This is a genomic window from Paraburkholderia dilworthii (genome assembly GCF_000472525.1).
Taxonomy (GTDB): domain Bacteria; phylum Pseudomonadota; class Gammaproteobacteria; order Burkholderiales; family Burkholderiaceae; genus Paraburkholderia; species Paraburkholderia dilworthii.
This window is the reverse complement of the sequence record NZ_AWZT01000011.1, coordinates 21267-44074: the sequence shown is the minus strand read 5'-3', so window position 1 is coordinate 44074 and position 22808 is coordinate 21267. Positions and strand designations below refer to the sequence as shown.

Genomic DNA, 22808 nt, shown 5'->3' with positions numbered 1-22808 from the left:
CCTTACAGGACCGCCGCGAGCGCGAAGGTCAAGCCCAAACCCATCAGCGAAATGATGGTCTCGAGGAGCGACCATGTCTTGAAGGTCTGCCCCACCGTCATACCGAAGTATTCCTTGATCAGCCAGAAACCGCCGTCGTTCACGTGCGAGAAAATCAGCGAGCCGGAGCCCGTTGCCAGCACGAGCAATTCCGGCTTCACCTGTACGCCGCTTGCCGCCGCGATCGGCGCGACAATGCCGCATGCGGTGGTCATTGCGACCGTCGCCGAGCCCGTTGCGAGACGGATCAGCGCCGCAACCAGCCAGCCGAACAGCAACGGCGACAGATGCGCCGAAGTAGCTGCCGCGACGATTTCCTTCGAAATGCCGCTATCCATCAGCACGCGCCCAAAACCGCCGCCCGCACCGACGATCAGCGTAATGCCCGCGATCGGCGCGAGACATTCGCCGCAGAATTTCTGGATTTGCTCACGATTGAAACCGCGGCTCGCACCGAACGTCCAGAAGCTGACCAGCACCGCGATCAGCAATGCGACGTCCGAGTTGCCGACGAAATGCAGCAGGTCGTTCGGCAAGGTCTTCGGCGCGAAGACGAGATCGGCCCAACTGCCCACCAGCATCAGGATCACGGGCAGCAGAACCGTAAAGAGCGTGATGCCGAAACTCGGCAGTTCACGCTTCGGCGCTGCGTTTGCGCCGCCCGGCGTGCCGGAGAGCGTCACTTCGTCCCTGTTGAGAAACTGCGCGGCGAGCGCGTTCTCTTGCGGCAGCTTGACGTAGCGGTTGATCAGCAGCGCGAACAGCGGACCGGCGACGATCGCCGTCGGCACGCCGACGATCAGCCCGTAAGCGATCGTCTTGCCGATATCCGCGTGATATTGCTGCACGGCGAGCATTGCGGCCGGATGCGGCGGAATCAGCCCGTGCACGACGGACAGACCCGCGACCATCGGCAGGCCGACCAGCAGCAGCGATTTATTGGTGCGCTTCGCGACGTTGAAGGCAATCGGAATCAGCAGCACGAAGCCGACTTCGAAGAACACGGGCAGACCGACGATGATCGCGACGACCATCATTGCCCAGTGAATATTCTTCTCGCCGAACCAGTCGATGAGCGTGGTGGCAATGCGCTCGGCGCCGCCCGATTCGGCCATCATCTTGCCGAGCATCGTGCCGAGACCCACCACTACCGCGATGTGCCCAAGTGTATTGCCGTTACCGGTTTCGAACGATTTGACGATGGTCGCCATCGGCATGCCGGACGCGAGCCCAAGCAGCAGCGACACGATGATCAGGACGAGGAACGGATAGACCTTGTAGCGCGTGATCAACAAGATCAGCAGGGCGATGGCGATCACCCCATATACCAGCAGCATGCTGCCGTGAACAGCTTCCATGAAGCTCCTCCTTTGCGTTATTGATTGTGGGTGCGAACACGGCAGCCACCTCGTCTCATGGCGACCGGCGCGCCTCAGATGTGCGAACCACGCGGACGCTGAATTTTACTGTCTGTTGTCCTGAAACGCCCGCGAAACTAGCGAGCTTATTTGCAACGAAGCCTCGCCGCGACAGCCCGACAGGCTGTATCGACGAGGCTCTTCAACTTCTGGCTTGCTGCTGCTTGAACTGAATGCGGCGGATAGCAACTAGTGAGCGGGCGCAGCCAATTGGCTCGCAGCGCGCGCGAGACGTGTGACTTCGTCCCAGTTTTGCGCGGCCAGCGCGGCTTTCGGCGTGAGCCAGGAGCCGCCTACGCACACCACGTTCGGCAACGACAGGAAATGCGTGGCGGTTTCCGCCGTGATGCCGCCCGTCGGGCAAAACTTCAACGTCGGAAAGGGGCCATGAAAAGCTTGCAGCATCGGCACGCCGCCCGCTTGCTGCGCCGGGAAAAATTTCACGATCTCATAGCCGAGTTCAAGCGCGGTGATGATGTCGCTCGGTGTCATCACGCCCGGCAGAAGGGGAAGGCCGGCGTCCTGCGCGGCCTTGTGCATGTCCTTCGTGAGACCCGGCGAGACGCCGAACTGCGCGCCCGCCTTCTTCGCCTGGGCGCAGTGCTCGGGCTTCGTGATCGTGCCGACGCCCACGACGATGTCTTCGGCCAGCTGGCTTGCGCGCTCGATCGCTTCCAGTCCGGCCGCCGTGCGCAGCGTAATCTCGAGCACTTTCACGCCGCCTGCATGCAGCGCGCGCGACACATGTTCGCCCTGCTCGACGGAGTCGAACGCCAGTACCGGAATCACCGGACCGAGGCGCACGATATCGCTTACTGTTTTCGACGTCATAGTCAAACTCCTTGTTTCTGTCAGTTGCCGGTTGGCACGCCTGGTTGGCTGGACTGGTTGGCTCTGTTGGCTGACCCAGTTGGCTGACTTGATTGCCGGCTTGCCTGGCCTACTCGGTTCGCTTAGCCAGTCGGAGCGGTCAGTTTGTCAGTTGGCTTCGTCAGTCGGCGTGGTCAGTCCGTTGCTCGATCGGGCTAGTCGACTGGCCTACACAGTCCGGGTTCTACCTGTTTTGCGTCATTGGCTCGGCCAGTTATCGCGCGGCGGCGCCCGCTTACCCCGCCTGCGTGGTGCTCGCCACAGTTACGCCCGGCTCACCCACATGCTTCACGGCAGGGGCCGCCTGCTCGCCCTGCGACGCCGGACGCTCGCCCACCATCGGGCCGAACACCGACGCGCCCTGCTCCGCCGGCGCTGCCGCCGCGCGGAACACACCGAACAGCTCGCGCCCAAAACCGACTTCGTTCTCCGCCTGATGCAGCGGCACGGCATTCGGGCGCGCGGCCCACTCTGCCGCGTCGATCTCGACGTCGAGCACGCCGGCTTCGGCGTCGATCACCAGCACGTCGCCGGTGCGCACTTTGCCAATCGGCCCTTGCAACAGCGCTTCCGGCGACAGATGAATCACCGCCGGCACCTTACCCGACGCTCCGGACATGCGCCCGTCCGTGACCAACGCGACATGAAAACCTTGATCCTGCAACACACCCAACAGTGGCGTCAAACGATGCAGTTCGGGCATGCCGTTTGCCCGCGCGCCCTGGAATCGCACGACGGCGATGAAGTCGCGCTTCAGTTCGCCATTGTCGAACGCTTCCTGCACGGCCTCCTGCGAGTCGAAGACAATCGCCGGCGCCTTCACCTTGCGATGCTGCTGCGCGACCGCCGAAATCTTGATCACGCCGCGTCCCAACTTTCCCTGCATCAGACGCAGGCCGCCGTCCGCCTGGAACGGCTCCTTGATGCCGCGCAATACAGCGGTGTCTGCGCTGGCTTGTACGCCCGGCACCCATTGCAGCTTGCCGTCGATCAGCTTCGGTTCTTCCGTGTAGTGCTGCAGTCCCTGGCCGGCCACTGTGTTGACGTCTTCATGCAGCAATCCGCCTTCGAGCAGATTACGCACCAGGAACGCGACGCCGCCGGCCGCGTGGAAATGATTCACGTCGGCCTTACCGTTCGGATAGATTTTCGCGAGCAGCGGCACGGCTTGCGACAGCGTGTCGAAGTCGTCCCAGTCGATCACGATGCCCGCCGCGCGCGCAATCGCGACGAGGTGCAGCGTGTGATTCGTCGAGCCGCCCGTCGCCAGCAGAGCGACTATGCCGTTGACGACTGCCTTCTCATCGACCACATGGCCGATCGGCATGTAATTGCCGCGCTCGACAGTCAGATCGAGCACGCGGCGCGCAGCCTGCGCGGTCAACGCGTCACGCAGCGGCGTATGCGGATGCACGAAAGCCGAGCCCGGCAGATGCAGACCCATGATCTCCATCAGCATCTGGTTGCTGTTCGCGGTGCCGTAGAACGTGCAGGTGCCGTGGCCGTGATACGCGGCGGCTTCGGCTTCGAGCAGCGCGTCGCGACCGCACTGGCCGGTCGCGAACTGCTGGCGGGTCTTGGCTTTGTCGTCGTTCGACAGACCGCTCGTCATCGGACCGGCCGGCACGAAAATGGTCGGCAGGTGGCCGAATTGCAGCGCGCCGATCAAGAGGCCCGGCACGATCTTGTCGCAGATGCCGAGGCACAGCGCTGCGTCGAACATGTTGTGCGTGAGCGCAACTGCCGTACTCATCGCGATGACTTCGCGCGAGAAGAGTGACAGCTCCATGCCCGCATTGCCTTGCGTGATGCCGTCGCACATGGCCGGCACGCCGCCCGCGAATTGCGCGACGCCGCCGTTTTCGCGCGCGGCCTGCTTGATGATGTCCGGGTAGTTTTTGTACGGCGCGTGAGCCGACAGCATCTCGTTGTACGAGGAGACGATGCCGATGTTCGGTTCGCGGATCTGCTTGATGACAAGCTTGTCGTTGCCTTCGAGACCCGCAAAACCGTGGGCCAGATTGGCGCACGAGAGCGCGCCGCGCGCCGGAAACTTGCCCTGCGCCTCATGAATGCGGGCGAGATACGCCTGGCGAGTCGGCTTGCTGCGTTCGATCACGCGCTGCGTGACCTTCAACAATTGCGAATGCGGGGAAACCATCTGAGCTCCTTCGTCGCTGGCGGCAGGCGCGCGGACCTGATGCAAGGTGAGTATCGCGGGGAATCGGATCGACCGACGACGGCAATGTTAGTAGAAAAACTACACACCCGCAATTCAAATCCCTGTTGCAGCGCGACATTGCGCATTAGCCGCGAGGCGTTGCTAGCTGGCGCTTTGGCGAAAGCGCCACGAAACCTAGGGATAATACCTACGCCCTCTATGTAGTTTTTGTACCTTCCCAGCAATCAGCTATAGTCCACGCATTCTCCAGCATAGTGCGAGTTTTCCAATGATGCTGTCCCAGGTCGAAGAGATGCGCGAGCAGTTGCGCCCGTCCGAGCGCAAGCTGGCCGATTACGTGATCGAGGCGCCGCGCGAGGTGCTCGATCTGTCGATGACGGAAGTCGCCGCACGCGCAGGCGTCAGCCAGCCGACCATTGCGCGCTTTTGTCATGCGCTCGGCTTTTCGGGGTTCCGCGAGTTCAAGATCCGGCTTGCGCAGGGTATTGCGACCGACGTGCCTGCGGTCTATCGGGATGTGCGGCCGGATGAACCGGCGCCGGGCCTGATCGCAAAGGTCTTTGACCGGACTATCGGCACGCTCATCGATGTGCGCAACAACCTGTCGCCAGATAGCGTCGACGCAGCCATCGAACTGTTGGCGAATGCGACGCGCATCGAATTTTACGGCGCAGGGGGCTCGGGCATTGCCGCGCAGGACATCCAGCACAAGTTCTTTCGGCTGGGCATGCCCAGTGTCGCGTACTCCGACCCGCACACTTATTCGATGTCGGCGGCGCTGCTCGAGCCCGGCGATGTCGTGGTGACGGTGTCCAATACCGGCCGAACTCGCGACATTATCGAGGCGGCTCGCTCAGCGCTCGCTCGTGGAGCGACTGTGATCGCGATCACACACGGCAACTCTGCGCTGGCACGAATCGCGACGATCAGCCTGTTCTCGAACGTAGTGGAAGAAAACGATGTGTTTTCGCCGATGACATCGCGTATGTCGCATCTGGCGATCGGCGACATCCTCGCAGTTGGGGTCGCGCTCAAGCGCGGGCCGCAGCTCGCCGAGCGGCTGGGACAGGCCAAAGGCGTGATCGGTCGATTGAGGATCGATGACGAGAGTTAAGGGCCGGAGATAAAAAGGCCTACTCGATGGCAGGCCCTTCGGGTCAAAGGAAAGCAGGTCCTGTCACTCTACAAACACGCGCACATCGATGCTGCCGTCTGTCATACCGTCGACCGATTCAAGCCAGGTCACAGACTGAGCCTTACAGATGTCCTCGGCCACGTGCACACACGTCTCGGAGCTAGCGAGCAGTCCGTGGTAGCTCACCCGATAGACTGGCGCCCGTTGCTTCGGCACCCTAATCGTTTGGCGCAAGTAGGTCAGGCCCGACTGAGTGGTGCACGCGGCGAGGAAGGCTGCAACCGCCAAGCAGCGACGCGCGAAGATATTTGATCAGAGTTGCGTTCGTATCGCAGATTCAATCCATTGGTGCGGCGCTCTCGCTGCATATCCCGCCAGTAAGGGCGCGCTTTCGGTCACATCAAAATGTAGACTTCTGACGGACAGGACTCACGCCCCGTCCGTCAAGGCACCTACCACTGGTAGGAATCTTCAGCTTCTCAGTGAGATGAAGGCCGGCGCGGGTACCGAATCCGCCAGCGTCGAGTTCGCGTGGATCACCCTGTACTGTGGATGGTCGCCCTCTAACTCTCGTCCATAATTTCGAACGTTTCGTCGACCAGTTCGAGCAGCGCTTGCCGGCTTCTCCGTTCGCGACTCGTCAACGTACGGTTCGTCCATAGCGCGGCTGCAACGGTGGCTAGTCTGGCAAGTTGAGTCAACTTTCGCTCGCACGAACCAGATGCCGGTAATACAAAAAGGGCGATTTGCCGAAATCCGGCAAATCGCCCTTTCACGAATCGAAGTCCGCGACCCGGCGCGATCGATTCACCCGCTTTCTAAAACGGCTTAATCACCACCAACGCGACCGCAGCCAGCATGCCCAGCACCGGCAGCTCATTGAACATCCGATACCACTTGTGCGAGCGACGGTTTTCCCCACGCTCGAAGGTCCGCAGCAGCACGCCACAGTAGCCGTTATAAATCACCAGTAGCACGACCACGCCAATCTTTGCGTGAATCCATCCCTGCCCTTGTCCGATTCCCACGGCGAGCCAAAGCCACAAGCCGCAAGCGAGCGCCGGCACCGCAATAAACGACATGAAGCGAAACAGCTTGCGCGCCATGATCAGCAGACGTTTCACGGCGGCCGGGTCGGTTTCCATCGCCAGATTCACGAAGATGCGCGGCAAATAGAAGAGGCCGGCAAACCAGGAAGCGACCAGAACGATATGAAGCGTCTTGATCCAGAGCATCTGGGATCCTTGGGTTGTGAGTTAGTTGTTGTGACGGGCGTTGGCGATGATGCCGGTCATGCATCGCGACGCGAAGTGACCGAGGGTCGCGGCAATGCACGCGGCGGTGAAAAAGCACTCATGCGTGGCCGCGTTGCACGGCCACGCTTTCCGTCGCAGTCGCGCTTATTGGCGCCCTTCACCATGCCCGAGCACGACATACTTCAGCGAAGTCAGCCCCTCCAGGCCCACCGGCCCACGCGCATGCAGCTTGTCGTTGGATATGCCGATCTCCGCGCCGAGACCGAACTCAAAACCATCCGCGAAACGGGTCGATGCATTCACCATGACGCTGGCCGAATCCACTTCGCGCAGGAAGCGCATCGCGCGGTCGTGATCTTCCGTGACGATCGCGTCGGTATGTTGCGAACTGTACATGTTGATGTGGTCGATCGCCGCATCGAGATCGTCGACCACTTTGATGGCAAGCACCGGCGCCAGATATTCAGTGCGCCAGTCTTCTTCGGTCGCGTCGACGAGCGGGCCCACGCGCGCCTCCGCCAGCACGGCGCGCGCCGCCGCATCCACGCGCAACTCGACGTTCTTCTCGCGATACAGCTTGCCGAGCGGCGGCAGCACTTCCGACGCAATGCCGCGCGCGACGAGCAACGTCTCCATCGTGTTACACGTGCCATAGCGGTGCGTCTTGGCATTGTCGCAAACGGTCAGCGCCTTCGTGAGATTCGCGCGGTCGTCGACATACACGTGGCAGATGCCGTCCAGGTGCTTGATCATCGGCACGCGCGCTTCGTTCATCAGCCGCTCGATCAGGCTCTTGCCGCCGCGCGGCACGATCACGTCGACATACTCTGTCATCGTGATCAGCTTGCCGACAGCCGCACGGTCCGACGTCGCGACAACCTGCACCGCGTCCTGCGGCAAACCGGCGGCTTGCAGACCCTCGCCAATCAGCTTCGCGAGCGCGGTGTTGCATTCGAGCGCTTCAGAACCGCCGCGCAGAATCGTCGCGTTGCCCGACTTCAGGCACAACGCGGCGGCGTCGATCGTCACGTTAGGACGCGATTCGTAGATGATGCCGATTACGCCGAGCGGCACGCGCATCTGTCCGACCTGAATGCCGCTCGGCCGGTACTTCAGATTGCTGATCTCGCCAATCGGATCGGCCAACGCAGCGACCTGGCGCAGACCTTCCACCATCGTCTTCAGCGCTTTGTCCGACAACGTCAACCGGTCGATGAAAGCCGCGTCGTGGCCTCTTTCGCGCGCCCGCGCGACGTCACGCGCGTTGGCTTCCTTGAGCACGGCGGCATCACGCTCGATGCCCCGCGCCACCGCCGCGAGCGCGGCGTTCTTCGCAGCCGTCGACGCCCGCGCCATCGCGCGCGAAGCCTGACGGGCGCGGCGGCCGAGGTCGGTCATGTACTGGTCGATATCCATTGTGATTCTCGTGGTGCCGCGCACGTCGACGTACGGCGGACGGACTGATTAGCGAAAGATTCAACGATTGTAAGTCGGGCCAGGGCGCTTTGCTTGCGACGGCGGCTGGCGCTATCTATTCAGCCGATGCGGTCGATGCAGCCGATGCCGACGCACCCTGAGCCGCATCTGTTTCCGGCGAACTCGTCGTCAGATCACCTTACTCACTGGCGCGGACCACTCCAGCCATATACGCCGTGCGTGGTCTGCGCTCTGGCCAATCGCCGGCCGGCCGGACAGACACTCGGCACTCGGCACTCAGCGCAGCGACGAGACTCACGCCGGCCTGCGCGCCGCCGCAGCGGCTCCGGCCCGAGGTCGCGGCGGCGGCACAGGCGCCGTTTTCGGCGCCGCGACCGTCATCGCGAGTTCGAACAGACCGTCCCACGGATCGGGCGGCGGGTCATTGCGATGATTGCCGGGCGTGCCGCCCGATAATCCCTTCACCTGGCGATCCAGCCGCGCCGCCAGCGCCAGCGCTTTTTCAAGCGAGGTCTCGGTGACACGCGACAACGCCGGCCCGATCAACCGTTCGCGCGGACCCCACACGCGGTTTTCGCGCACCAGCATCGCAAGCGGCTTGCCGGCCGCGACGCCGCGCTTGATTCGCAGCAGCGTGCGCAATTCCTCGACGACCGCCCACAGCACGAGCACCGCCGCCTCCCCTTCGCCGCGCAAACCGTCGAGCATGCGCGACAAGCGGCCCACATCGCCGGCGAGCATCGCCTCATTGAGCTTGAACACGTCGTAACGCGCGACGTTGAGCACCGCATCGTGAATCTGCTCAAAGCTCAACGAACCGGCCGGATACAGCAGCCCGAGCTTCTGGATCTCCTGATGCGCGGCGAGCAGATTGCCCTCGACACGTTCGGCGATAAATGCCAGCGCGCGCCGGCCTTCATCGCCGGCTGCGACCCGCTGGCCCTGCGCCGCGAGCCGCTGGCCGACCCAGTTCGGCAACTGCGCGCGCTCAACGGGATCGATTTTCAACGCGACGCCCGCGTCGGCAAGCGCCGTAAACCACGCGGATTTCTGCGTGGCCGCGTCGAGCCGCGGCAGCGTGATCATGGTCAACACGTCGTCGTTGACGGCAGCCGCAAGCGCTTTCAGCGCATCGGCGCCTTCCTTGCCGGGCTTGCCCGACGGAATACGCAATTCGACCAGTTGACGGTCGCCGAACAGCGACATCGACTGGCTCGCGCCCAGCAGCGAACTCCAGTCGAAACCGCGCTCGACAGTAAACACCGAGCGATCGGTAAAGCCGGCCGCGCGAGCCGCCGCGCGAATCCGGTCGGACGCTTCCTGCGCGAGCAGATGCTCGTCGCCGTACACGACGTACAGTCCGGCGAGTCCCTTGGCGAGATGCGCTTCGAGCGCGTCAAGTCGCAGTTGCATGGCTATGTGTAGCGTGTCGAATAAACGCGATGCTCACAGCGGCGGCGGCGGCAAAGGCGCGCGCGGCGCGACGGCCGGCACCTGCTCGCCCGGCGCAGGATGAAGCGACCGCACGCTCGAAAGACGGCGCGTGAGTTGATCCACCGCGTCGTTTTCCATGTCGGCGAACAGGATGTCCGACTCGGCGGTTTTCGCTTGCGAGTACTTGTCGCTATAGGTCATCGCGCGGTTGAGCGCAATCACACTCGGCGGAATCAGCACGGTGCCGTCCTTGCCGATCAGCGAGTAGTTCATGGATAGATTCAATTGGTACTCTTCGACGACACCAAGCGAATTCAGCGTCAGCGTGCTGAAGTTGCGGCCCTCGGAAATCTGCAAAGTGGCGTCCGCGTTGGCCACCGACTTCACGACCACCGTGTCGCTGCCTCCCTGCACCATGCGCGTCAGCCGCGCGCTGGCCGCTGGCGAGCCGCCGGCGATGAACAGGCGCTTGAATGCATAGTCCTGCTGGCCGCGCAGCTGAAAGCCACACGCGGACAACATCAATACGCTGCAAGCCAGCGTCAGAAAAAGCGATCTGCGAGTCACATTGGCTCCTGGTTCGCAGTAGATTCCCAGCCGGAGGCAAGCGCCACCGCGCGCGACGGCGTCATGCCTGCCGGCAGATACGGCCGGGTCGTCAAACGACCACGTTCACGAGGCGGCCTGGCACCACGACAATCTTCTTCGGTGCCTTGCCTTCACTGAATTTCGCGACCATTTCGTGCGCGGCTGCAAGCTGTTCGATCGATTCACGCGACGCGTCTTTCGCCACCGTGAGCGCGCCGCGCACCTTGCCGTTCACTTGCAGCACAAGTTCGATCTCCGATTGCTCGAGCGCTTTTTCGTCGACCTTCGGCCACGGCGCGTCGAGCAGCGAACCGAACTCGTCGGCGTAACCGAGTTCCTGCCACAACTGGAACGTCAGGTGCGGCACGACGGGGTACAACACGCGCAACATCACACCGTAGGTTTCACGCAGCACGGCCGGCAGCGCGCCCTTCGCGCCGTCGAGCGCGTTGAGCATTTTCATCGCGGCCGACACAACCGTGTTGTATTGCAAACGCTGGTAATCGAAGTCGGCCTGCTTGAGCACGCTGTAGATCTCGCGGCGCAACAGCTTGTCGGCGTCGCCGAGTTGCGCGGCGTCGAATTGGCCGCCCGCACGCAGCGCGGCTTCGTTCGCGTGACCGAAACTCCACACACGGCGCAGGAAGCGGCTCGCGCCTTCCACGCCCGAGCCCGACCACTCCAGTTGCTGCTCCGGTGGCGCGGCGAACATGACGAACAGACGGGCGGTGTCCGCGCCGTGCTGATCGATCAGCGATTGCGGATCGACGCCGTTGTTCTTCGACTTCGACATCTTTTCGACGCCGCCCAGTACGACCGGCTGGCCGTCCGAGTTCAGCACGGCGCCAACGGGGCGGCCCTTGTCGTCGAACGAGACCGTGACGTCGGCCGGGTTGTACCAGGTCTTCTTGCCCGCTGCGTCTTCGCGATAGTACGTTTCGTTGAGCACCATGCCCTGCGTGAGCAGGTTTTTCGCCGGTTCGCCGAACTTGACGAGGCCGAAATCGCGCATCACTTTCGCCCAGAAACGCGAGTACAACAGGTGCAGAATCGCGTGCTCGATGCCGCCGATGTACTGGTCCATCGGCGCCCAGTAATCGGTGCGCTCGTCGACCATCGTCTGTGCGCCCGGCGATGCATAGCGATAGAAGTACCACGACGAATCCACGAACGTGTCCATTGTGTCCGTCTCGCGTTTAGCCGCGCCGCCGCAAGTCGGGCAGGTGCAGTTCACGAACGCTTCGGATTTCGCGAGCGGGTTGCCCGTGCCGTCCGGCACGAGGTCTTCCGGCAGCACGACCGGCAGGTCTTTTTCCGGCACCGGCACGTCGCCACACTTCGGGCAGTGGATGATCGGAATGGGCGTGCCCCAGTAACGCTGGCGCGACACGCCCCAATCACGCAGACGCCACGTGATCTGCTTGTCGCCGACGCCGAGCGCCTTCAGGTCGGCAGCGATTGCGTCCACTGCCTGTTCGTAGTTCAGCCCATCGTACTTGCCGCTGTTGACGAGCGTCCCGCTCTTCTCGCCGTACCATTCTGCCCAGGCTTGCGTCGAAAACTCCTTGCCTTCGATCGCCACCACCTGCTTGATCGGCAAACCGTATTTCTTCACGAACGCAAAGTCACGCTCGTCGTGCGCCGGCACGCCCATTACCGCGCCTTCGCCGTAGCTCATCAGCACGTAGTTGCCGATCCACACTTCGACCTGTTCCTGCGTGAGCGGATGCGTGACGAAAAAGCCGGTCGCCATGCCTTTCTTTTCCATCGTCGCGACGTCGGCCTCGGCCACCCCGCCGCGCTTGCATTCGTCGATAAAAGCCTGCAACTCCGGCTTGTCTTTCGCGAGACGCGTGGCGAGCGGATGCTCGGCGGCAATCGCGCAGAAGGTCACGCCCATGATCGTGTCGGCGCGCGTGGTGAACACGCGCAACAGCTTGTGTTCGCCGTCGATTTCATACGGGAAACCGAAGTTCACACCGAAGCTCTTGCCGATCCAGTTCTGCTGCATGATCTTGACGCGCTCGGGCCAGCCGAGGCCTTCGAGATCGTTCAGCAACTCGTCCGCGTACTGCGTGATGCGCATGTAGTACATCGGAATTTCGCGCTTTTCGACGAGCGCGCCCGACCGCCAGCCGCGGCCGTCGATAACCTGCTCGTTCGCGAGCACGGTTTGATCGACCGGGTCCCAGTTGACGGTGCCGGTCTTCTTGTACGCAATGCCCCTTTCCAGCATCTTCAGGAAGAGCCACTGGTTCCACTTGTAGTAGTCCGGGCTGCACGTGGCGACTTCGCGTGACCAGTCGATCGCGAGGCCCATCGACTGCATCTGCTTCTTCATGTAAGCGATGTTGTCGTAGGTCCACTTCGCTGGCGGCACGTTGTTAGCCATTGCGGCGTTTTCAGCCGGCATGCCGAACGCGTCCCAACCCATCGGCATCAGCACGTTGTAGCCGTTCATCCGCAGATAGCGGTACATCACGTCGTTGATCGTGTAGTTGCGCACGTGCCCCATGTGCAGCTTGCCCGACGGATACGGCAGCATCGAGACGCAATAGAACTTGGGCTTGTCGGTGGTTTCCGTCGTCTTGTACGCGTCGATGGCGCGCCATTGCCCTTGCGCGGCGGATTCGACGTCGGAGGGAACGTATTTTTCGTGCATGGTGTGATGGGATCGCTGGGTTCGGTGCTTCCGCACCGGCCGCTTTGGTGCTTTTGCTGGATGAAATGGCGTCGTTTCCCCTACTGCGGGAAAAGGGCTGATTATACCGTTCGCGGACGGCTGCGCCGCGTGGCGAACGCCCGCTCGCCTACTGCTGCGTGCCCGGCGGCGGTGGGTCTGTCACGAAGCCGATCCGTTCCAGACCGGCCTGCTGCGCCGCGCCCATGACCTGCGCGATCACCTCATAACGCGTATTGCGCTCCGCGTGCAGTTGAATTTCCGGCTGGTCGGTCTCTTTGCCCGCTTGCGTGAAGCGCGCGCGCATCTGCTCTAGCGTGATGACGCTGCCGTTCCAGTAGAGCTTGCCCGCGGCGTCGATCGAAAGAGAAATGGTTTGCGGCGTTTCGCGCGCGGGCGCTGCCGCGACTTTCGGGAGATCAAGCCGGATCGCATGCGTGAATAAAGGCGCGGTAATGATGAAGATCACCAGCAGCACCAGCATTACGTCGATCAACGGCGTCATGTTGATCTCGGCCATTGGCGCGGCCGTCTGCTTTTTCTCGAGTCCGCCGAATGCCATGTCGCCTCCTTCCGCCGTGACGTGCCCTTAGTGCCCTCAGTGCTGTCGTGTGTTAGTACGCTTAGTGAGTCGTGGCCTGCTGGCCGCGCACCGGAGCTTGCGGCTGGCCAGCGGGTGCGCACACGTACGCGTGCAGGTCGTGCGCGAAACCGTCGAGTTCCTCCGACAACTGCCGCACGAGCCGCCCAAGCACGTTGTAGGCGAGGACGGCCGGTATCGCGACTACCAGACCGAAGGCCGTCATGATGAGTGCCTCGCCAACCGGGCCGGCGACGTTCTCGATCTGCGCCTGACCGCTCGCCGCGATACTGCCGAGCGCGTGGTAAATGCCCCACACGGTGCCGAGCAGGCCGACGAAAGGCGCCGTGCTGCCCACCGAAGCCAGCAGCACCTGGCCGAATTCAAGCCGCCTTTGCGACGCGTTCAGCGCCTGGCGCAGCGCTCTGATCACACGCTCGCTGCGTTCGACGCGCGCAAGCAGCGCACCGGGAATATCGACTTCCGCTGCATGGAGCGCTGCTTCCGCAAGCGGCGCGAAAACGCGCTCGCGGTCGGCGCGCTTCAGTGCCGCCACGCCTTCGGCCAACGTAGAGGCCTGCCAGAAGCGCGCGACTGCGCGCGTCGCCTGACGTTTGGCCCGCACCAGCACCCAGGTCTTGACGATCAGAAAGCACCAACTCGCAATCGACATCGCCAGCAGCACATAAGCGACGCCATGCGTGATCGCGTCGCTGGTTTGCAGGTAATGGATGATGCCGCTGCCGCCTGCCATCTGATCTCGCCGTGGGAAAGTGGTTTCGCGCGCGTAAGCAGGTTGCGCCTCGCGCGTCGCGCTTAGCGCAGGCCGAGCACGTCCTGCATGTCGAAGAAGCCGGTCTGATGGCCTTCGAGGAAACGCACAGCACGAAGCGCGCCCTGCGCGTATGACAGACGGCTCGCCGATTTGTGCGTGATTTCGATGCGCTCGCCGATGCCCGCGAACAGCACCGTATGGTCGCCAACGATATCGCCGCCGCGGATCGCCGAAAAGCCGATCGTGGACGGATCGCGTTCGCCGGTCACGCCTTCGCGGCTATAGACCGCGCAGTCGTCGAGATTGCGCCCGAGCGCATTTGCAATCACTTCGCCCATCGTAAGGGCCGTGCCCGACGGCGCATCGACCTTGTGACGATGATGCGCCTCGATAATCTCGATGTCGTAGCCGGTCGCAAAATGCTTCGCCGCATATTCGAGCAGCTTGAGCGTGACGTTCACGCCCACGCTCATATTCGACGCAAACATGATGGCGATGTTGTTCGCCGCTTCGCGCAATTGCGCCTTCTGCGCGTTATCGAAGCCGGTGGTGCCGATCACCATTTTCACGTTGTGACGCTGCGCCGCTTCCAGATGCACGAGCGTGCCTTCGGGGCGCGTGAAGTCGATCAGGTAGTCCGACTGGGCGAACACACTTTCGATGTCGTCGGTCAGCGTCACGCCGGTCTGTTTACCGAGAAAGGCGCCGGCGTCCTGACCGAGTTGCGGCGAACCCGCACGGTCGAGCACGCCTGACAGCGTGGCGTCGGAATCGTTAAGAACGGTTTCGATGAGCATGCGGCCCATACGGCCCGATGCGCCAGCAATCGCAATTTTCATGGCTACAGGGTTCGAAAGACACAGCCCGGCGAAGGCGGGCAAAAGCGGCGGCGGGCAGCACGCCCTCGCGCCGCGCATGATTGAAACAGCTGAGAACCGGACGGCGCCGTGCAAAGCGCGAAATGCCGTTACAGCGGGCTATTGCACAGCGGCCGTCTTAAAACACGGACAGCGCGATTACTCGCTCGTTCCCGAAGTGGACGGTGCGGTAAGCGGCGCGTTGTACGTCGGACCGCTGCTGCCGCTTTGCCGACCCGTCGGTCCCACCGGATTATCTTGCGACGACGGCGATTGCGGCGGCGGCGGACGGTGGAACTGGAACTGCGGCTGGCCGCCGGACGTCGGGCCCTGTGGCGGCACGCCGCCGGCATTCGCGGTCGGCGCCGTGGAGCGCACCGACGACTGCGCGTTGCGCGACGGCGATTGCACCGCATTCGTCGCACGATTGGCGGCTTGCGCGGCTTCAGCGTTCGCGTCGGTAGACGGCGCGGCAGCGCTCGCCGCACCTTCGACGGACGGCGAACGCACCGGATCGACCGTGGCCGGTGCCGCAGCCGCGGCTACCGGCGCGCTAGCCGCGCCCGCGCTGCTTGCTACGTTCGGCACGGCAGCCTTCTTGCCGCGCTTGTCGCCGTCGATCTCAGCCAGCAATTCGAGGTTGGACGGCAGATCTTCGCCGCCGCTCCAGCTGGCGACACGGTCGCCGGCGAACATGACCACGAAGTCGCGCTGCTGCACGACGTTAGTCGAGCCGCGCTTGAAATAGAACACGTAGTCCCAGCGGTCCGCATGGAACATATCTGCGAGAAGCGGCGTACCGAGCAACTGACGCACCTGTGCGCGCGACATGCCGACCTGCATTTGCGCAGCGGCTTCTTTCGAAACGAAATTGCCTTGCACAACGGTAATCCGGTACGGCGTGATGCTTTGAGCAATCCGCTGCGTGAGGCTGTCGTACGTGGAACATCCCGCAAGAATCGCGACAGCCGCAACAGCGATCAAGGTACCCCGCATGCGGCTCCCCCGGTAGATCAGTTGAGATTTTGAAATCATTTCACTCACCGTGCGGGCCCGCTGACGAGCCGCGCGAGTTTCATTCCATCGAAGATGACCAGAACGGCAAAAACACATTACTATGAGAGCCCAGCATTGTACTCTAGGGATCCCTTGTCATGACCAATCCAACCGATCTCAAGAACATCGGGCTCAAGGCGACCCTTCCGCGCCTCAAAATCCTCGAGATTTTTCAGCACAGCCCGGTGCGTCACCTGACGGCCGAAGACGTGTATCGCAACCTCCTGCACGAAGAACTCGATATCGGTCTTGCCACCGTCTATCGCGTGCTGACGCAATTCGAGCAGGCCGGCCTGCTGTCGCGCAGCAATTTCGAGTCGGGCAAGGCGGTGTTCGAATTAAACGAAGGGTCGCATCACGACCACCTTGTGTGCCTCGACTGCGGGCTCGTCGAAGAATTTTTCGACTCCGAAATCGAGAATCGTCAGCAGTCCATCGCGAAGGAACGTGGCTTCAAGCTGCAGGAGCACGCGTTGGCGCTGTACGGCGTCTGCACCAAGGAAAACTGCCCGCATCGCAAGCATTGACGCGGTGGCGGCCGGCGGCCGGGTCGGGGGGCACGGTCGAACGGTTTGCAAAGAGCAGAAAAATGGCCCGGCTGAGTTGAATCAGCCGGGCCATTTTTTCGTCGGACGAAATCGCCTGGTGCCATCGCCTGGTGCCATCGCCTGGTGCCATCGCCTGGTGCCATCGCCTGGTGCCATCGCGTGGTGCCATCGCGCGGTGCCTTCACTGGTTCATTTCGTTCGCTTACCGCACCGACCGGGCTCTCATCGAATGAAAGCCGACGCGCCGCCACGCGCCGGAAGACCACACATGCCCCACTCTCAAACGGCCGGTGCGCCGTTGGCGTTCACCGGTTCGATACCCGCTTCGTTGCCGGCGGCGACATAGCGGAAATCGGCGTCACGGTTGAGCACGCGATGCGCGCGCGCCCGGTCGATGTCCTTTTCCCACACGGCGACCACCACCGTCGCGACACAGTTGCCGATCAGATTCGTCAGCGCGCGGGCAATGCCGACAAACCAGTCGACGGGCAAAATCAGCACGAGTCCGAGCACGGGAATCGCCGGAATCGCGGACAACGTCGCGGCCAGAATCACGATTGCCGAGCCGGGAATGCCGTGGGCGCCCTTCGACGTCACCAGCGACACCAGCACGACCACGATCAGATCGTGCGTGGAAAGCGGCGTATTGGTCGCCTGCGCGATGAAAATCACAGCGAGCGTGAGGTAGATCGAAAAACCGTCCAGATTGAACGAGTAGCCGGTCGGAATCACGAGACCCACCGTCGAATCCTTCACGCCCATCCATTCGAGCTTGCGCATGACTTGCGGCAGCACGGCATCGGAAGAAGCGGTGCCGAGCACGATCGACAGCTCCTCGCGCAGATAGCGAATCAGCTTAAAGATGCTGAAACCGGCAAGCCGCATCACGACGCCCAGCACGACGAGCACGAACACGATGCAACTCGCGTAGAACACGAGCACCAGCATGCCGAGCTGCTTCAGCGATTCGACGCCGTAGGTGCCGGTCGTAAAAGCGATCGCGCCGAGCACGCCGAGCGGCGCAAGCTTGATGATGAAACCCATCACGCGGAAGAACACCTGCGCGAGTTCGTCGATCATGCCGCTCACGCGCTCCGCCTTATTGCCGAGCAATGAAAGCGCCGAGCCGAACAGCACTGAAAAAACCAGAATCTGCAGGATGTCGCCCGTGGCGAACGCATTGAACGCCGTATCGGGAATGATCTTCAGCAAAAAGCCCGCGGTGTCTTTCAGGCTCTTTGCATGTTCGGTGTAGGTCGACAGCGAAGCCGGATCGAGCGAGCGCAGGTCTATATTCATGCCGGCACCGGGCCGCGTCGCGTACGCAAGCACCGCGCCGATCACGAGCGCGATCGTCGTCATCACTTCGAAGTAGACCACCGCCTTCAGCCCGACGCGGCCAACCTTGCGCAGATCGCCTGCGTGCGCCATGCCGCTCACCACGACGCAGAACACAATCGGACCGATCACCATCTTGATCAGCTTGAGAAAGCCATCGCCGAGCGGACGCAGCGATTGGGCGAAATGCGGATAAATCGCGCCGATCACGACGCCGACCACCAGCGCTATCACGACCCGGCCAAACAGCGAGTTGAGAAACTTCAGCACGGCTTCCTCCTGGTTTCGACTTCGATCAGTTCAGACTGGTCCGACCAGTACTGTTATGGTGGATAGTAGGAAGCCGATATACTGAGGTCAAGGAAAGATAAAACGGTGTTTACCCCTGTCCTGCCGGATTGGACGCCGCACTTGAAGACGCGATTTGCCGGTCGACCGTATGCGCGCTCGAGCGGCGTACTACAATCTGGTCAGACCATACTTTCATGTGAGCTTTGATGAAAAACGTCCCGCATACCGTGACCGATGCCGCCATTGCGACCATCCGCGAGCGGATCGAAGCGGGCGTTTATCCGGTGGGCAGCCTGCTGCCGGCGCAACGCCAGCTTTCGGAAGAGCTGGCCATCAGCCGCGCGTCGCTGCGCGAGGCGCTGTCCACGCTGGAAGCGCTCGGTCTGCTCGTCATCAGGCCGGGCAAGGGTGTGTACGTGGAGCGCGCGCAGCCGTCGACGGCGCAATCCTGGCGCTTTGCCGCGCAGTCTTCGCTCCCTGACACCTATCAGATGCGCTACGCGTTGGAAGGCTTTATTGCCCGCATGGCGGCGCTCGCCGTCAGCGATTCGGACCTCGCATGGTTCGAGGAAAACATTGCGGCTATGCAAACGGCGCTAGCGTGTGACGAACTGGACGAGGCCGCGCGCCTCGACTACGACTTCCATATGCGGATCGTGAACATTGCGGGCAACGCCGCGATTGAGTCGATACTGAGCAGCAGCGCGGACATCATGAAGGAAAGCCAGCGCATGCCGTTTTACCGGCGCGAGCTGGTGTTGTCGACCTACACCGAGCATCGCGCAATTCTGGACGCACTGAAGGCGCGCGATTCAGCCGCAGCTGGCAAAGCCATCGAAACCCATATCTCGAACGCCGCGCAACGCGCCGGCGTCTATTTCCCCACTCCGCAGGCGTAAAAAAAGCCGCTCCGGGGAGCGGCTTCGTTGCCGAACTGAATCACGGCAAACCACACCGCCGACGATGACACGCCGGCGACCGGAAAGCCGTGATACGCGGCTTACTTCGCGTTAGCAAGCGCCACAGCCGTGTCCAGCATGCGGTTCGAGAAACCCCACTCGTTGTCGTACCAGCTCGACACCTTCACGAGACGGCCCGACACCTTGGTCAGCGTTGCGTCGAACGTCGACGAAGCCGGGTTGTGGTTGAAGTCGACGGAAACCAGCGGCGCGTCGTTATAGCCGAGGATGCCCTTCAGCGCGCCTTGCGACGCTTCCTTCATGATCGCGTTGACTTCTTCGACCGTCGTGTCGCGCGCGGCGATGAACGACAGATCGACCACCGACACGTTGATCGTCGGGACGCGGATTGCGTAGCCGTCCAGCTTGCCGTTCAGTTCCGGCAGCACGAGGCCAACCGCCGAAGCCGCGCCGGTCTTGGTCGGGATCTGGCTGTGCGTGGCCGAGCGCGCGCGGCGCAGGTCTTCGTGATAGACGTCCGTCAGCACCTGGTCGTTCGTGTACGCGTGGATGGTCGTCATCAGGCCGTTCACGAGACCGATCTTGTCGTTCAGCGGCTTGACGAGCGGTGCCAGGCAGTTCGTCGTGCACGATGCGTTCGAAATCACCGTGTCCGACGCCTTCAGCACATTGTGGTTCACGCCGTAGACGATCGTTGCGTCGACGTCCTTACCGCCCGGCGCCGAGATGATGACCTTCTTCGCGCCGCCCTTGATGTGCGCGCTCGCCTTTTCCTTGGTCGTGAAAAAGCCCGTGCACTCCATCACGACGTCGACGTTGAGCTCGCCCCACGGCAGTTCAGCCGGATTGCGATTGGCCAGCACGCGGATCTTGTCGCCGTTCACGACCAGGTAGTCGCCGTCCACCGACACTTCGCCCGGGAACTTGCCGTGCGCGGTGTCGTATTGCGTCAGGTGAGCGTTGGTCTTGGCATCGCCCAGATCGTTGATGGCGACGATTTCGATATCGTGCTTCTTGCCGTTTTCATAGAAGGCGCGCAGCGTGTTGCGGCCGATCCGGCCGTAGCCGTTGATTGCGACGCGAATCGTCATGGTCTATCTCCTGATGGCTGAAAAAATACGTCGATGTTTCGTCTGACCGGCCGCGTTGCCGCGCGTTCATGCTCGTGCTTCACGCGTGCGGCAACGCCTGGCCGTTGATCAGCCGAGTGCGGCTTTAGCCGTCTCTACCACGTGCTCGACGGTGAAGCCGAAATGCTTGAACAGCACGCCAGCCGGGGCCGATTCGCCGAACGTGTCGATCCCGACCACGCCGCCTTCCAGACCCACGTACTTGCGCCAGAAATCCGTCACGCCCGCTTCGATCGCGACACGGCGCACGCCGTGCGGCAGCACGCGTTCGCGGTACTCGGCGTCCTGCCTGTCGAACACGGTGGTGGACGGCATGGAGACGACGCGCGCCGCGATGCCCTCACGCGCCAGCGGCTCGACCGCCTTCAGCGCCAGTTCGACTTCGGAACCGGTGGCGATCAGGATGATCTTGCGGGCGACGATCTCGTCGTTCCAGTCGCGCAGCACATAACCGCCCTTCTCAATGTTGGCGATCTGCGCGTCCGTGCGTTCCGAGAACGGCAGGTTCTGACGGCTGAAGATCAGGCACGACGGGCCGTGATGTTCGACCGCGTGAGTCCAGGCCACCGCCGTTTCGACAGTATCCGCGGGACGCCACACTTGCAGATGCGGAATCAGACGAAGGCTCGCGACGTGTTCGATCGACTGGTGGGTCGGGCCGTCTTCGCCCAGACCGATGGAATCATGCGTGAACACGAAGATGGACGGCGCCTTCATCAGCGCGGCGACGCGCAGCGCGTTGCGGCTGTAGTCGGAGAACGTCAGGAACGTGCCGCCGAAAGCTTTGAAGCCGCCATGCAGCGCAACGCCGTTGATCGCGGCGCTCATGCCGAATTCGCGCACGCCGTAGTTCACGTAGTTGCCCGCCGCGCGGCCTTCCTCGTTCACGCGCACCGGCTTCGCGGCCTTCCAGTTAGTCAGGTTGGAACCGGTCAGGTCGGCGGAGCCGCCGAGCAGTTCCGGCAGCACTGCCGACAAAGCCTCGATGGCCTGCTGCGATGCCTTGCGCGTCGCAACGGTTTCTGCGCGCTCGTTCGCGCCGGCGATGATCGCCTTCGCCTTTTCCTTCCAGTCGGCCGGCAGTTGCTTCCCGGTGCGACGCGTGAATTCGGCCGCTTCTTGCGGATATTTCGCCGCGTATGCCGCAAACGCCTTGTCCCAGTCCGATTCGAGGCGCGCGCCGGCTTCCTTCGCGTCCCACGCCGCATAGACTTCCTGCGGAATCACGAACGGCTCCCATTTCCAGCCGATCGCCGCGCGCGTCGCCGCGATTTCCTTGTCGCCGAGCGGCGCGCCGTGCGAATCGTGGCTGCCGGCCTTGGTCGGCGCACCTTCGCCGATCACGGTCTTGCAGCAGATCAGCGTCGGCTTGTCCGACTGCTTCGCCTGTTTGATGGCGGCATCCACCGCGTCGACGCTGTGGCCGACTACGTTCGGAATCACGTTCCAGCCGTACGCTTCAAAGCGCTTCGGCGTGTCGTCGTGGAACCAGTGCACCACTTCGCCGTCAATCGAGATGCCGTTGTCGTCGTAGAACGCAATCAGCTTGTTCAGCTTCAGCACGCCTGCGAGCGAACAGGCTTCGTGCGAAATGCCTTCCATCAGGCAGCCGTCGCCAACGAACACATACGTATGGTGATCGACGATCTTCGCGTCAGGCTTGTTGAATTCGGTGGCGAGCAGCGACTCCGCGAGCGCCATGCCGACCGCATTCGCCAAACCCTGGCCGAGCGGGCCGGTGGTCGTTTCGACGCCCGGCGTAACGCCGTATTCGGGGTGGCCCGGCGTCTTCGAATGCATCTGGCGGAAGTTCTTCAACTCGCTGATCGGCAGATCGTAGCCGGTCAGCTGCAGCAGCGAGTACAGCAGCATGGAGCCATGACCATTCGACAGAACGAAACGGTCGCGGTCCGCCCATTGCGGGTTCTTCGGATTGTGGCGCAGATGGCGCGACCACAGGGCCACGCCGATTTCGGCCATGCCCATCGGCATGCCGGGATGGCCGGAATTCGCTTGTTGAACGGCGTCCATAGACAGCGCGCGAATTGCGTTAGCCATCAAGGAAGTGGGTGCGGGAGACGGGGTCGTCATGTCGAGTCCGGAGACAGAGTCAGAAAGCGGTGCGCGCTTGAGGCCCGGGAGCTCGGCGGCCAGTTCGCTTCGGCGCACGGTGCGGCGCCGGAAGACGCGAAACGGGCAGAGCAAACGGACTAGGCTGAAAGCGTGACATTCTAACAGAACGTTGCCCGGCTCCCTGTGCGCAAAGCCGCATGG

18 protein-coding genes are annotated in these 22808 nt (G+C 62.5%); 3 read left to right on the top strand and 15 right to left on the bottom strand.

What is annotated here, in order from left to right; translation table 11 throughout:
- Positions 1–2: 2 nt before the first annotated feature.
- The 3 genes from F759_RS0112375 to edd all read right to left on the bottom strand — a co-directional run bounded on the left by F759_RS0112375 (position 3) and on the right by edd (position 4488).
- Entirely contained in the window at positions 3–1397 is a 1395-nt protein-coding gene (locus tag F759_RS0112375) for a GntP family permease (protein ID WP_027800139.1), read from the bottom strand.
- 249 nt (positions 1398–1646) lie between these two features.
- Positions 1647–2288: a bifunctional 4-hydroxy-2-oxoglutarate aldolase/2-dehydro-3-deoxy-phosphogluconate aldolase gene (gene eda, locus F759_RS0112370; protein WP_027800138.1), complete on the bottom strand. Its 642-nt coding sequence runs from the start codon at positions 2286–2288 to the stop codon at positions 1647–1649.
- 274 nt (positions 2289–2562) lie between these two features.
- Positions 2563–4488: a phosphogluconate dehydratase gene (edd, locus tag F759_RS0112365; protein ID WP_027800137.1), complete on the bottom strand. Its 1926-nt coding sequence runs from the start codon at positions 4486–4488 to the stop codon at positions 2563–2565.
- 289 nt (positions 4489–4777) lie between these two features.
- Between edd and F759_RS0112360 the strand changes: the two genes are divergently transcribed.
- Positions 4778–5623, top strand: a complete 846-nt coding sequence (locus F759_RS0112360; protein WP_027800136.1) for a MurR/RpiR family transcriptional regulator — start codon at positions 4778–4780, stop codon at positions 5621–5623.
- An 839-nt stretch (positions 5624–6462) separates the two neighbouring features.
- Here the strand turns inward: F759_RS0112360 and F759_RS0112350 are convergent.
- From F759_RS0112350 to F759_RS0112310, 9 genes are all read right to left on the bottom strand, one after another.
- The gene (locus tag F759_RS0112350; protein ID WP_027800134.1) at positions 6463–6879 is read right to left on the bottom strand and encodes a CopD family protein; all 417 of its coding nucleotides are present in this window, start codon (positions 6877–6879) and stop codon (positions 6463–6465) included.
- A gap of 165 nt (positions 6880–7044) precedes the next feature.
- Entirely contained in the window at positions 7045–8316 is a 1272-nt protein-coding gene (locus tag F759_RS0112345) for a glutamate-5-semialdehyde dehydrogenase (protein ID WP_027800133.1), read from the bottom strand.
- Positions 8317–8631: 315 nt separating this feature from the next.
- Positions 8632–9750: a DNA polymerase III subunit delta gene (gene holA / locus F759_RS0112340; RefSeq protein ID WP_027800132.1), complete on the bottom strand. Its 1119-nt coding sequence runs from the start codon at positions 9748–9750 to the stop codon at positions 8632–8634.
- 33 nt (positions 9751–9783) lie between these two features.
- A complete protein-coding gene (locus tag F759_RS0112335; RefSeq protein ID WP_027800131.1) occupies positions 9784–10338 on the bottom strand; it encodes an LPS-assembly lipoprotein LptE in 555 nt (184 codons plus the stop codon).
- Between the two features lie 91 nt (positions 10339–10429).
- Entirely contained in the window at positions 10430–13021 is a 2592-nt protein-coding gene (gene leuS / locus F759_RS0112330) for a leucine--tRNA ligase (protein WP_027800130.1), read from the bottom strand.
- 148 nt (positions 13022–13169) lie between these two features.
- The gene (locus F759_RS0112325) at positions 13170–13601 is read right to left on the bottom strand and encodes an ExbD/TolR family protein (protein WP_027800129.1); all 432 of its coding nucleotides are present in this window, start codon (positions 13599–13601) and stop codon (positions 13170–13172) included.
- 61 nt (positions 13602–13662) lie between these two features.
- A complete protein-coding gene (locus tag F759_RS0112320; protein ID WP_027800128.1) occupies positions 13663–14373 on the bottom strand; it encodes a MotA/TolQ/ExbB proton channel family protein in 711 nt (236 codons plus the stop codon).
- A gap of 62 nt (positions 14374–14435) precedes the next feature.
- Positions 14436–15233 carry a 4-hydroxy-tetrahydrodipicolinate reductase gene (dapB, locus tag F759_RS0112315; RefSeq protein ID WP_027800127.1) on the bottom strand — a complete coding sequence of 266 codons (798 nt, stop codon included), beginning with the start codon at positions 15231–15233 and terminating at the stop codon, positions 14436–14438.
- A gap of 177 nt (positions 15234–15410) precedes the next feature.
- Complete coding sequence (locus tag F759_RS0112310) at positions 15411–16247, bottom strand: outer membrane protein assembly factor BamE (RefSeq protein WP_027800126.1); 837 nt, start codon at positions 16245–16247, stop codon at positions 15411–15413.
- A 158-nt stretch (positions 16248–16405) separates the two neighbouring features.
- On the opposite strand from F759_RS0112310, the gene fur reads away from it, so the two are divergent.
- The gene (gene fur, locus F759_RS0112305; protein ID WP_013589614.1) at positions 16406–16834 is read left to right on the top strand and encodes a ferric iron uptake transcriptional regulator; all 429 of its coding nucleotides are present in this window, start codon (positions 16406–16408) and stop codon (positions 16832–16834) included.
- 300 nt (positions 16835–17134) lie between these two features.
- On the opposite strand, the gene F759_RS0112300 is transcribed toward fur, so the two are convergent.
- Complete coding sequence (locus tag F759_RS0112300; protein ID WP_027800125.1) at positions 17135–18463, bottom strand: C4-dicarboxylate transporter DctA; 1329 nt, start codon at positions 18461–18463, stop codon at positions 17135–17137.
- Between the two features lie 227 nt (positions 18464–18690).
- On the opposite strand from F759_RS0112300, the gene F759_RS0112295 reads away from it, so the two are divergent.
- Entirely contained in the window at positions 18691–19383 is a 693-nt protein-coding gene (locus tag F759_RS0112295) for a FadR/GntR family transcriptional regulator (protein ID WP_027800124.1), read from the top strand.
- Between the two features lie 101 nt (positions 19384–19484).
- On the opposite strand, the gene gap is transcribed toward F759_RS0112295, so the two are convergent.
- On the bottom strand, positions 19485–20495 hold the full coding sequence (gene gap, locus F759_RS0112290) for a type I glyceraldehyde-3-phosphate dehydrogenase (RefSeq protein WP_013589619.1): 1011 nt from the start codon (positions 20493–20495) through the stop codon (positions 19485–19487).
- A 108-nt stretch (positions 20496–20603) separates the two neighbouring features.
- Positions 20604–22625, bottom strand: coding sequence for a transketolase (gene tkt, locus F759_RS0112285; RefSeq protein WP_027800123.1), 2022 nt, complete (start codon positions 22623–22625; stop codon positions 20604–20606).
- Positions 22626–22808: the final 183 nt, after the last annotated feature.